The sequence below is a fragment of the Hoeflea sp. TYP-13 genome (assembly GCF_040932035.1).
GTDB lineage: Bacteria > Pseudomonadota > Alphaproteobacteria > Rhizobiales > Rhizobiaceae > Hoeflea_A.
The window spans coordinates 360,739-372,568 of sequence record NZ_JBFRBB010000005.1 but is presented as its reverse complement, the minus strand read 5'-3'; the positions used below and the strand labels follow the sequence as shown (position 1 = coordinate 372,568).

Genomic DNA, 11,830 nt, shown 5'->3' with positions numbered 1-11,830 from the left:
ATGGCCGAACTCTTTACAAATTACCAGATGCGGCGTTTTTCATTGCGCTTTCGGCTCCTTGAGAGGCGGCAGGAATATCCCAGGATTCACCCGGCCGCAAAGCGCGGAAGCGGTCCGGGCTTATGCCCTTTTTCACCAGCGCTTCGGACAGGGCCTCAGTCGGTGCCTCGATGGCCTCATTGGTGAGTTGGAAGGTGCCCCAATGATGACCGACGGCATGGTCAGCCGCGCATATTTCGAAGCCTTCAACGGCTTCTTCCGGATTCTGGTGGTGATCCTTCATGAACCAGCGTGGTTCATAGGCGCCAACGGGCAGGATCGCCAGGCGGAACCCGCCGTATTTGTCGAACGCCGCGCGGTAATTGCCGCCGTCGTGAAATCCGGTATCGCCGATGTGGTAGATGCGGCCCGCCGGCGTTTCCAATACAAAGGCGGCCCAAAGGGCCATGCGGCGGTCACGGCTGCCACGTGCTGACCAGTGATGACAGGGCTCGATGTGGACCCGCACGTCACAATCCAGGTCGATATGATCACCCCAATCGCCCGTCTCCATGCGCATATGCGGAACGGCGGAGTGCACGATCCTGTCATTGCCGAGCGGGGTGATGACCAGCGGCTTGTGGTGTTTGTGAAGCCGCGACAGCGTGTCGAGATCGAGATGGTCGTAGTGATTGTGCGTCAAAAGCACGAGATCGATATCCGGCAGCCGGTCAAAGGCGATGCCCGGCGTGTTGACGCGTTTCGGACCGACGAATGAAAGCGGCGAAACGCGCTGCGACCACACCGGGTCCGTCAATATATTCAGTCCCGCCACCTGAATGAGCATGGTGGCGTGACCGACCATGGTGATACGGAGGCCGCCTGCGTCGACACGTGCGTCGGGCGCGGTGCCGGAATAAGGGCTATCGAAGCTCGCGGGCCAACGGTTTCGCTTTTCGCCGAATTGCCACTTGAGTAGGTCGCGAAGACCGTTTGGCGGGTTGCCACCGGGATTGAAAAAGACGGTGCCGTCGAAATGGTCGGAAACCGGCCCGGAATAGTATTTGTTGCGGCCGGCCTTTTTGTCGTTCTGGCTGACCGCTCCAAGGCTGTCTGGTCTGTGTTCCATGCCCAAAAGATAAGTTGCGGGAACGGAAGTTCAAGTTGGTTTTTAGTGCGAAGGTTACTCAAATTATCAAAGGATGTGCCTGCATTTCGTGGGCAGCTGGAGGCGGTTTCAGGAAAAACGGACAGTTAAGGGCCAGTGACAAATGTGACGGCACTGTCCGCGGTGCCAATCGACAAACCCCGGCCGGCGGTGACAAGCCAATCAGCGATTGACAAGACTTGACGATTCAAAGTCAGATAGCTGATTGCGGAAGTTTTTCCGCATGAAAACCTGGAGGTGCTTTTCGCTTGACCTTGCAGGCAATCAATGGAACGTATGTTCCGTTGAATAGATTTTTCGGTAACAACATTCCGAAATCAGGGAGGCAGGCAATGACAAAGATTACAAGAACGATTGTTGTATTCGCCGCAGCGCTGGCGGCTTCGACCTCGATGGCAAGCGCAGCAAAGCTGACCTTTTATTGCAGCGCGCAGGAGGACTGGTGCCAGTCCATGGCCCGTGGTTTTGAGGAAGCGACCGGTATCGACGTCAACATGACCCGCAAGAGTTCCGGTGAGACATTCGCCCAGGTCAAGGCAGAGGCGTCCAATCCCAAGGGCGATGTCTGGTGGGGCGGTACGGGCGACCCGCATCTGCAGGCCGCCGAGGAAGGCCTTACCGAACCTTATGTCTCGCCGATGCGCGGTGAGCTTAATGACTGGGCGATTTCACAGGCTCAATCGGCGGATGACAAAACCATCGGCATTTATTCCGGAGCCCTTGGCTACGGGTATAATGAAGAGTTGCTTAAGGCTGCGGGATTGCCTGAGCCGGCTTGCTGGAAGGACCTGACAAAACCGGAATACAAGGGCCACGTACAAATGGCCAATCCGAACTCCTCAGGCACCGCCTATACGACGCTCGCCACCATGGTGCAGCTCTTCGGGGAAGAGGGCGGCTTCGACTACATGAAGGCGCTGCACAAGAACATCAACCAGTATACCAAGTCCGGGTCCGCGCCGATCAAGGCCGCGGGACGGGGCGAGAACACGATCGGTATCGTCTTCATGCACGATGCGGTGAAGCAGGCCGCATCGGGCTTCCCGATCAAGGTTGTCGCACCGTGCGAAGGAACCGGTTACGAGATCGGCTCAATGTCGATCATCAAAGGCGCCCGCAATATGGAAGAGGCCAAGAAGTTCTACGACTGGGCTCTGACCCAGGATGCGCAATCGCGTGCACTGGACGTCAAGGCCTATCAGGTTCCTTCCAACAAGGGCGCCAAGACTTCACCGGCCGCACCCGATCTGTCTTCGATCAAGCTGATCGACTACGACTTCAAGAAGTACGGCTCCAGCGCGGAGCGCAAGCGCCTGTTGAAGAAATGGGATGACGAGGTCTCCACGCTGCCGCAGTAATATTCTGCGAAAGCATGGTGAAACCGGCAAGACAGAGAAAAACCGCCCAGTCGACGCTGCTTATGTGGCTGATTGTCGGCTGGGCCGGTTTTTGCCTCGTTCCCTGGTACGGGGTCGAAGATGGATTTTTCGGCTTTGAGTGGCTGAGCTGGGGCTATCTTTTTGATACCGATACGGCGCCGGCCCTGTTCCTGGTTCTGCAGGGCGAAAAACTCTGGCTTGCGCCGCTGATCCTGTTTCTGGCCGGACCCTTTTTCTCTTTCGGAAGGTCGCGTGACGACCCGGCCTACGCAAAGATCCTCATTATCTGCGGTGCGCTTGGGTTCGGCTGGCTGATAGCGCAGGGCTTTGCCATCGGTATCAGGGGCTGGCAGTTTGCGTGGATCGAGGCCCTCGCCGGACCGCTCGGCGACCGCCAGTTCGGCATGGGTTATGGCGGCCTGCTCGTTGCCAGCGCCTTTTTGTTCGTCTTTACCCAAGGTATTGCCGCGCGCGGCGCCATCAACGGCGATATCTTTGTCGTCGGCGCCATCGGCTTCGTCATCGCCATCGTCACGGTGTTCGTTTTTTATCCGATCCTGAGCATGTTGGCCTCTGCCTTCATTACACAGGACAACAGTTATTCCGTCGGCGTCTTCTTTGAAAAATTCACCGACAGGCGGTTGTGGGGTCTGGCCTGTCTTTCCGGCGGCCGTTGCGGTGCGGCATGGAACTCGCTTGTGCTTGCCATCCTCGTCGGCGCGCTGACGACGATCCTCGGATTGATCTTCGCATTGGTCGTCACGCGGACCGGATTTCGCTTCAAACGGGGGCTTCGGGCAATGACGGTGCTGCCGATCATCACCCCACCCTTTGTCATCGGCCTTGCCATCATCCTGCTGTTTGGCCTGTCGGGCAGTGTCACGCAATTTGTCGCCGATCTGTTCGGCATCGCACCGACACGGTGGATTTACGGTCTTCCCGGTATTCTCATTGCCCAGTTGCTGGCCTTCACGCCGATCGCGTTTCTGGTCCTTATCGGTGTTGTGGAGGGTGTCAGCCCCTCCATGGAAGAGGCTGCTCAGACGCTGCGTGCCAGCAAGTGGGAAACGTTCCGCACCGTGTCGCTGCCGCTGATGCGGCCGGGGCTTGCCAATGCCTTCCTGCTCGGCTTTATCGAGAGCATGGCGGATTTCGGCAACCCGCTGGTTCTCGGCGGCAATTTCGATGTGCTGTCGACCGAGATATTCTTTGCCATTGTCGGCGCGCAATATGATCAGGGGCGCGCTGCTGTGCTGGCGCTGGTTCTGCTCGCCTTCACGCTTGGTGCGTTCTATGCGCAGCGCTTCTGGCTCGGCAAAAAATCCTACACGACGATGACCGGCAAAGGCGATTCGGGCGTTCATCCGCAACTGCCGAAAAGACTGGCCATGCCGGTTTTTACCATTGCCGGCATCTGGACCATTTTCACGCTGACGATCTACGTCATGATCATTTACGGATCCTTCGTCGAACTTTGGGGCGTCAACAATGCACTGACCTTCAAGCACTACCTGACGGCCTTTTCGGTCAAGTTCGGCGAACACGGCATCCACTGGACGGGATCGGCCTGGGATTCGTTCTGGACAACGTTGCAGATTGCCGCCATCTCCGCGCCATTGACGGCTGCGGTCGGGCTGGTGACGGCCTATCTTTTGACCCGGCAGAATTTTGCCGGCAAGAGCGCCTTCGAGTTTGGCACGATGCTGAGTTTTGCCATTCCCGGAACGGTGATCGGCGTGAGCTACATCCTCGCCTTCAACGTGCCGCCGATAGAGATAACCGGCACCGGCGTCATCCTGGTTGTCAGCTTTATCTTCCGCAACATGCCGGTCGGCGTGCGGGCCGGCATCGCCTCCATGTCACAGCTCGACAAGAGCCTGGACGAATCCTCACTGACGCTCGGCGCCAATTCGTGGCAGACCTTCCTGAATGTTATTCTGCCCCTTTTGAAACCGGCCATTCTGGCGGCGCTGGTCTATTCCTTCGTTCGCGCGATGACGGCTATTTCGGCGGTCATTTTCCTGGTCAGCGCGCAATATAACATGGCGACCAGCTATATTATCGGGCGGGTTGAGAACAATGATTACGGCCTGGCAATCGCCTATTCCACAACACTTATCATCGTGATGCTCATAGCCGTCGGGCTGCTGCAGATTCTGGTCGGCCGCACAAATGTCGGACGCAGGCTGGGCCAGTCACGCACGAATGTACAGGCGAACGGATGACGGAGACCCCATGACCCTGACAGGAAACAGCAACGCCGCATCCGTCTCGTTTGAGAACGTGACCAAGATCTACGGCACCGATGTGCGCGCGGTAAACGATATCTCGGTCGATATTGCGGCCGGCACCCTGGTGACGCTGCTCGGACCATCGGGCTGCGGCAAGACGACGACACTGCGTCTGATCGCCGGTCTCGAGATGTCGACCGGCGGGACGATCCGCATCGGCGACAAGGATGTCACCAAGCTTCCGGCGACTGATCGGGATGTCTCAATGGTGTTCCAGTCCTATGCGCTATTTCCGCATATGACGGTGATGGAAAATGTTTCCTACGGACTGAAGTTCTCCGGCTTCAGCAAGAATGAGACCAGGGAACGTGCCGCGGCGGGCCTTGAGCTCGTCGGACTTGCAGATTATGGCACGAGACTGCCGAGCGAGCTTTCGGGCGGGCAACAGCAGCGTGTCGCCGTTGCCCGTGCCCTGGTGCTGGAGCCGCAGGTGCTTTTGTTCGACGAGCCCTTGTCCAACCTCGATGCCAAGCTTCGCCGCCAGGTGCGCGAGGAAATTCGCGAAATCCAGCAGAAGCTGGGCCTGACGGTCGTCTATGTCACCCACGACCAGGAAGAGGCGCTGGCCGTATCGGACAGGATCATCGTGATGAACAATGCGGTCGTTGCTCAGGACGGAACGCCGCGCGAACTCTACGACGCGCCGGCAAACCGGTTTGTCGCCGATTTCATTGGTGAAGCCAATATTCTCACCTGCGAGGTTGCATCGGTGATTGCCGACCGGGCGCAGGTGCGGCTCGGGGACTATGTTGCCGACCTTCCTTCCCGCGGGATTGAAAGCGGGAGCGCGCTTCTGGCGGTCAGACCGAACCGGGTAATCGTCGGAGAAGCAGGAATGGAAAAATCCATCCCCGGCGAGATCCTGCGCTTTACCTATGTGGGCAATCATCTCGAACTGACCGTCAGCACAGAGCATGGCCAGATTTTCGCAACGTCCACGGATGTTGACGCCGAATATACACCCGGCGACGCGGTGGGCGTGACATTTGCGTCCAAGGGCCCGGTGCTGCTGCGCGACTGATGGGGACTTTGCCTTCGGCGCAACTATTCAAAGATAGTGCAGCATGATCAGGCCGCATCCAGCGGCAGATGCGGCTTGTCCTTGACCTTGCCGATAACGATGCTGGTTTCGATGCCTGATACGCCCGGCAGTTCGGCCAGAACCTCGCGCAGATAGCGGTTGTAGTCCTTCATGCCGGCGAGCCGCAGCGTCAGAATATAGTCGTGCGGACCGGTGATGAGGTCGCATCGCTGGACCTCGGGCAGGTTCATGATGCGCGATTCAAACTGCGAGATCGTCACCCGGTCGCGATTGAGCAATTTGATGAACACGTAAATCGCCAGTTCCAGACCGCATTTTTCGGCGTCGATGTCGGCACGCACGCCGCGTATTATGCCCGCATCCTCCAGCTGTCTGATGCGGCGGCGCGTTGGCGTTGGCGAAAGCCCGACAGCATGGGCCACCGTTTCAACGCTGGCGCGCCCGTCTTCTGTGAGCGTTGTGATGATTTTTTTGTCTATATTGTCGAGCAATTTGGCTGAAAACCTCTAATCTTTTTCTGAATATTAGCAAATTAGGCGAGATTTGGCCAACGCTAACAGCGTAAACTCATATGCAAAGAGGAGGCCGAATCGATGTCCGAAACAAAATCCTTCCGCAGAAAGCACCTGGGCAGTCATACGCTCCACCCTTCAACGCAGATGGTTTCTTACGGTTATGAGCCGTCCATGTCGGAAGGCGCGGTCAAGCCACCGGTCTTTCTGACCTCGACATTCGCATTTCAGTCGGCTGAAGAGGGTGCGGAGTTCTTCGATGTCGTTGCCGGCCGCAAACCGGCACCGGACGATGGCGGAGCGGGCGGGCTCGTCTACAGCCGCTTCAACCATCCCAATACCGAAATCGTCGAAGACAGGCTTGCCCTTTTCGATGGCGCTGAAAGCGCGCTCCTGACCTCGTCGGGCATGGCGGCGATCAGTGCGGTGTTCCTGACCTTCCTGCGGCCGGGCGATGCGATTGCGCATTATTCGCCGCTCTATGGCGGTACGGAAACACTGATCGGCAAGGTGCTTTCAAGCTGGGGCATCAAGCCCATTCCCTTTGTCGACGGCCTGTCGGAGGGAACACTGATCTATACGCTCGAAAAGGCGGCGCGGCACGGGCCGGTCAAGATCCTCTATCTTGAAACGCCGGCCAATCCGACCAATGCGATGATTGATCTGGCCATGGCGCGGCGGGTGGTCGATGCGTGGTCTCAAACTTCCGGTCAACGTCCGATCATCGTGTGCGACAACACAATGCTCGGACCGGTTTTCCAGAAGCCGCACGCTCTCGGCACTGATATCTGCGTCTATTCGCTGACAAAATATGTCGGCGGCCACAGCGACCTGATTGCCGGCGGCATAACCGGTTCGAAGGAGCTGTTGAAATCCATCCGACTTTCGCGCGGCGCCTTCGGCTTCCAGCTCGACCCGCATTCTTCGTGGATGCTTGCAAGATCGATGGAAACACTGAGCTTGCGGATGGAACGCGCTGCTGATTCGGCGACCAAGGTCGCCGAATGGCTTGCACACAATACGATCATTCCATGCACGGTGCTGCATCCGGAATTCACAGCCAGCGCAATCGAGCGCGAGGTTTATGAGCGGCAGTGCACCGGACCCGGATCGACCTTCGCCTTCGTTGTCGATGACGACCGGGCGCTGGCGTTCCGTATCCTCAACGAATTGCGGCTCTTCAAGCTTGCGGTGAGCCTTGGCGGTACGGAATCGCTGGTTTGTCACCCGGCCTCGACCACCCATTCGGGCGTTCCCCTTGAGGCGCGCAAGACAGCGGGTGTTACCGAAGGGCTGATCAGGCTATCGGTGGGACTGGAAAATGCCGAGGATTTGATTGAAGATCTCAAACAGGCATTTGCCAAGGCTTCGGCAGGCACGCTTTCACTGGCCGGATGACAAGGCCGGACCCGTGCCTTTGCGTCATTGTCCAATGCAGCGGTCATCAACCGGTGATCACGTGTGGTTCAAGTGAATTGAACTGCGCTGGCTCCGTGAACTGATATTGTGTCCCTACCTGCCCGGGAGCTGCAGACGTTCGTTTATGCACACCGGGGCGGAATGGAGACTTGTGTTGGCCGCATTTGAGTTCATCACAAAAAATTTCCGCCGTGGAACCCGGCGAGATCAGTTGCCCGAACGCGTTCGTGCGGCGATCGACGAGCGTGAGCGCGCCAATGAGATCATGGCGCGTCTCATCCAGCTGACCATTGTGCTGCTGTTTTCGGCGATCTACACGATCAGCCCCAAAACCAGCCCGGACGAGGCGTTTTCTCCGGTGCCTTATGTGCTGGGGGCCTATCTCGTCGTCAGTATCATCGGTTTGATCTGGTCGATCCGCCAGAAATTGCCGCACTGGTCCGTTTACGGTTCCATCCTGTTCGACTTTGGGCTGCTCTACAGCCTGATGGTCAGTTTTCATATCCAGTATATGCAGCCTGCCTCATTCATACTGAAGGCGCCGACGCTGCTTTACGTCTTTATCTTCATTGCCATTCGTGCGCTTCGCTTCGAAGCCCGGTTCGTCATTGCCGCCGGCATGGTCGCGGCCGCAGGCTGGGCGGCCGTGATTATCTACGTGACGCGTATCGATTCCGGCGACAACATGCTGACCCGCTCCTATGTCGAGTATCTGACGTCCAATTCGATCCTCATTGGCGCTGAGATCGACAAGATTCTGTCAATTCTGTTTGTAACGGGCGTGCTGACTCTGGTTGTGAATGCCTCGAAGAACCTGCTTGTCAGTGCGGTGACCGAAGAGCAGGCGGCGAGTGATCTGTCGCGCTTTTTCGATACCAGCATCGCAAGCGGAATCCGCGAAAGCGCTGACCGGCTGGAGGCCGGCAAGGGCGAAAACAGGGAAGCTGCGATCCTGTTTATCGACATTCGCGGTTTTACCCGCATGGCGGCGGCGATGGAAGCCTCTGACGTTATGCTGACGCTGTCGCGCTACCAAAGCCGCGTGGTGCCGATCGTTCAGCAATGCGGTGGCGTTATCGACAAGTTCATGGGTGACGGGATCATGGCAACGTTCAGTTTCGCCGGAGACCGGGCCGCCGGTTCATTAAAGGCCATCGAGGCGGCTGAGAGCATCCTGCGCGACTGTGACAAATGGGCGGCGGAAGAGCCAGCGCTCAAGGTTATCAGCAGTACCGGCATCGGCCTCGGCGTTGCCTCGGGCCCGGTTGCCTTCGGTGCGGTGGGGCAGGAAAACCGGCTCGAGATCACCGTGATCGGGTCGGCTGTCAACTATTCGGCAAAGCTGGAAAAACACAACAAGGTGATCGGTTCCCGGTTGATAGCCGCCGCTGCAACCTATCGCGAGGCGCTGGAAAAAGGGTATGCAGGCGCGCTTCAGGCGGAGTTCACCACCCAGCAGCTGGAGGGGGTTGCCGAGCCGCAGGAAATAGCCGTGCTCAGCCTGCAGAAACTGGAAAGCGCGCCGGTTTCATCCGGCGCGCCCTTTCAGGAACCTATCCGCATCCGGCCCTCACCGAAGACGCATAGCGGTATCTGATCAGAACTCGTCCCAGTTTTCGTCCTGATCGGCCTTTGCCGCATTTCCCTCAAAGCCGAAGGCATTGCTGACCGCCTTGACGATCCGGCGCGCAGGCGAGGGCACGCTTTCATGGCTGGCATCGGCTTCCTTGACGGGCATTGGCGCCGACCCGGCGAGCTGGAATTCGCCGATCAGGTTGGAAAGGCCAGTCACATCTTCCGCAAGCTGGTGGGTGACGGCGGTTGTTTCCTCGACCATCGCTGCGTTCTGCTGCGTCATCTGATCCATCTGCGTTACCGCCGCATTGACCTCCTGGATGCCGGTGAGCTGCTCATTGGCGGCGGTTGCGATGGCGCTGATCGCGTTGTTGACGTTCGTGACGTGTTCGGAGATTTGCGTCAGGGCTTCGCCGGTGGCCTTCACCATCTTGACGCCGTTGTTGACCTCGTCGCCGGATTTGGTGATCAGTTCCTTGATCTCCTGAGCAGCGGTTGCAGCCCGCTGGGCAAGCTCGCGCACCTCCTGGGCGACGACCGCAAAGCCCTTGCCGGCTTCGCCCGCCCGGGCCGCCTCGACCCCGGCATTGAGTGCCAGAAGGTTGGTCTGGAAGGCGATCTCGTCAATGACGTTGATGATGTTCGAGATTTCGCCGGAGGCGCTTTCGATACCTTCCATCGCGGAAACCGCCTCGGTGACAACGGCGCTCGATTTTTCGGCGTCGGTCTGCGCTGCGCTGGCCATCTGGGCTGCTTCGCCGGCCCTTTCCGATGTGCCCTTGACGGCGGAGGTGATTTCCTCCAGAGCCGCCGATGATTCCTCCAGTGATGCGGCCTGTTGCTCTGTGCGCCGTGACAGGTCATCGGCTGCGCTTCGAATTTCCCTCGAATTGTTGTCAATCGAGCCCGAGTTGTCGCGGATATTGCAAAGCGTTGCGTTGAGCTTTTCGACCGATGCGTTGAAGTCGATACGCAACCGCTCGAGACCGTCCATGAACGGCGTATCCAGATTGACAGTCAGATCGCCTTCTGAAAGGCGCGTCAGGCCGCCGGCAAGAGAATCGACTGCTTCCTGCATCTGCCGCGCCTCTTCGGCCTTGGCGGCTTCGCGCTCGGCCCGCTCTCGGTCGCTCAGCGAACGGTTTTCCTCGGCTTCCTTTTCGAGGTTTTCCTTTTCGATCGCAGCGTCGCGGAAAACCGCAACGGAACGGACCATTTCGCCGATCTCGTCCTTGCGCTCTTCACCGTTCAGCTCAAGGTCGGTGTTGCCCTTGGCAAGCTCCGACATGTTGTCTACGACCTCTGAGATCGGTTTGGTGATGGTGCGCGAAAACAGGAATGCGGCAATCAGCGCAATCGCAAGTATGCCGAAGGCAACAAGTAGAACGATATTGCGCATCGAAGCCAGGCCGGCGAGCGATTCGTTCCGGTCGATAATGGCCGCAACCGTCCAGCCGGAATTGTTGAAATCTATCCTTGCGAGCGCGGCATCGCCGACCATTCCACGATAGCCCTCGATCGTGCCCGTCGCGATATGGTCGCGGGTCGTCTGACCGAGAAGGTCAGTATTGAGCTGCGTGACGAGAGATTCGTTTTCTTCGGTCTTGGCAGAATCCGATATGAAATAGCCGTCCTTGCGGATCAGCACCGTTTCCCCGGTCTCCCCGAGACCGGTCGTGTTGCCCATGATATTGGCGATGATGTCGTTCGGCATTTGCAGCACAACGACGCCGGCAATGTCGCTGCCCTGCACTATGGGCTGGGCAATGAAGGCAGCCGGTGCGCCGTTTGAGGGGCCATAGGGGCGGAAGTCCTTGAGCACGAAGGCCTCGGTGGCACCGCCCGCCATTACGTCCCGGAACGCGTTGGCCAGATCGGAATCCTTCCATTCACCCGTCTCAAGGTTGGTGGCAAAATCCCTTTCCTTGAACACGGTGTAGATGACATTGCCTTCAGGATCGATCAGAAAAAGATCGTAGTAGCCATTATCGAGAATGACCTTGCGCATCCTGTCGTGATATTTTTTGTGAATGGCGTCATAGCCGTCTATGCCTGCCGCATCGAGCAGGTGCTTTTGACCGATCGGATGCGGATTGTCGTCGATGTAGCGCTTCTGCAGCGTTTCGGTGGCATCGCCCTCCATGTAGGTCCAGCCGAACTTGAATGCACTGACGGCATTTCCCACTTCCGGATCGTTGACAAGCGTCTGCAGATCCTTCCTGATATTCATCAGATAGGTTTCGACCTGATTGCGGCGACCGTCGGCAACTGCCTCCAGTTTTTCGTAGGCACTTTGCTCGAGCGTATCGGAACTGATCATCAGTGCGGCAACGCTGGATGCGCCGATTGCAACGATGGTCAGGAGAGCTGCTGCCAGGGGGAGCTTACGGGAAATCAACATTATGAAGCGCTTTCTCCGGGGAGCGGAATTCCATGCCGAGGGGCTCCCGAAAACGCGCATCATG

At 58.0% G+C, this 11,830-nt stretch carries 8 protein-coding genes; 5 read left to right on the top strand and 3 right to left on the bottom strand.

Going from position 1 to position 11,830, the window contains the following annotated elements:
• Window positions 1-13 precede the first annotated feature (13 nt).
• Window positions 14-1,108 (bottom strand): MBL fold metallo-hydrolase, encoded by a 1,095-nt coding sequence (locus tag ABVT35_RS24775; protein ID WP_368470225.1) that lies wholly within the window; start codon window positions 1,106-1,108, stop codon window positions 14-16.
• Window positions 1,109-1,479: 371 nt separating this feature from the next.
• On the opposite strand from ABVT35_RS24775, the gene ABVT35_RS24770 reads away from it, so the two are divergent.
• The 3 genes from ABVT35_RS24770 to ABVT35_RS24760 are packed head-to-tail and all read left to right on the top strand — an operon-like array spanning window position 1,480 to window position 5,838.
• Window positions 1,480-2,505, top strand: coding sequence for an ABC transporter substrate-binding protein (locus tag ABVT35_RS24770; protein WP_368470223.1), 1,026 nt, complete (start codon window positions 1,480-1,482; stop codon window positions 2,503-2,505).
• Window positions 2,506-2,519: 14 nt separating this feature from the next.
• Window positions 2,520-4,751 carry an ABC transporter permease gene (locus ABVT35_RS24765; RefSeq protein WP_368470221.1) on the top strand — a complete coding sequence of 744 codons (2,232 nt, stop codon included), beginning with the start codon at window positions 2,520-2,522 and terminating at the stop codon, window positions 4,749-4,751.
• A 10-nt stretch (window positions 4,752-4,761) separates the two neighbouring features.
• Window positions 4,762-5,838: an ABC transporter ATP-binding protein gene (locus ABVT35_RS24760; RefSeq protein ID WP_368470220.1), complete on the top strand. Its 1,077-nt coding sequence runs from the start codon at window positions 4,762-4,764 to the stop codon at window positions 5,836-5,838.
• Window positions 5,839-5,885: 47 nt separating this feature from the next.
• Here ABVT35_RS24760 and ABVT35_RS24755 read toward each other — a convergent pair whose 3' ends face one another.
• Window positions 5,886-6,350, bottom strand: a complete 465-nt coding sequence (locus ABVT35_RS24755; protein ID WP_368470219.1) for an Lrp/AsnC family transcriptional regulator — start codon at window positions 6,348-6,350, stop codon at window positions 5,886-5,888.
• 102 nt (window positions 6,351-6,452) lie between these two features.
• Here ABVT35_RS24755 and ABVT35_RS24750 point away from each other — a divergent pair, with 102 nt between their 5' ends.
• The gene (locus ABVT35_RS24750) at window positions 6,453-7,769 is read left to right on the top strand and encodes a cystathionine gamma-synthase family protein (RefSeq protein WP_368470217.1); all 1,317 of its coding nucleotides are present in this window, start codon (window positions 6,453-6,455) and stop codon (window positions 7,767-7,769) included.
• 232 nt (window positions 7,770-8,001) lie between these two features.
• Window positions 8,002-9,387, top strand: coding sequence for an adenylate/guanylate cyclase domain-containing protein (locus tag ABVT35_RS24745; RefSeq protein ID WP_368470216.1), 1,386 nt, complete (start codon window positions 8,002-8,004; stop codon window positions 9,385-9,387).
• On the opposite strand, the gene ABVT35_RS24740 is transcribed toward ABVT35_RS24745, so the two are convergent.
• Window positions 9,388-11,766: a methyl-accepting chemotaxis protein gene (locus ABVT35_RS24740; protein ID WP_368470214.1), complete on the bottom strand. Its 2,379-nt coding sequence runs from the start codon at window positions 11,764-11,766 to the stop codon at window positions 9,388-9,390. It abuts the gene before it with no gap.
• Between the last annotated feature and the right edge of the window lie 64 nt (window positions 11,767-11,830).

Coding starts and splice junctions, on each gene's coding strand:
- ABVT35_RS24775 (WP_368470225.1), bottom strand. CDS start 1,108: ATGGAACACAGACCAGACAGCCTTGGAGCGGTCAGCCAGAACGACAAA.
- ABVT35_RS24770 (WP_368470223.1), top strand. CDS start 1,480: ATGACAAAGATTACAAGAACGATTGTTGTATTCGCCGCAGCGCTGGCG.
- ABVT35_RS24760 (WP_368470220.1), top strand. CDS start 4,762: ATGACCCTGACAGGAAACAGCAACGCCGCATCCGTCTCGTTTGAGAAC.
- ABVT35_RS24740 (WP_368470214.1), bottom strand. CDS start 11,766: ATGTTGATTTCCCGTAAGCTCCCCCTGGCAGCAGCTCTCCTGACCATC.
- ABVT35_RS24765 (WP_368470221.1), top strand. CDS start 2,520: ATGGTGAAACCGGCAAGACAGAGAAAAACCGCCCAGTCGACGCTGCTT.
- ABVT35_RS24750 (WP_368470217.1), top strand. CDS start 6,453: ATGTCCGAAACAAAATCCTTCCGCAGAAAGCACCTGGGCAGTCATACG.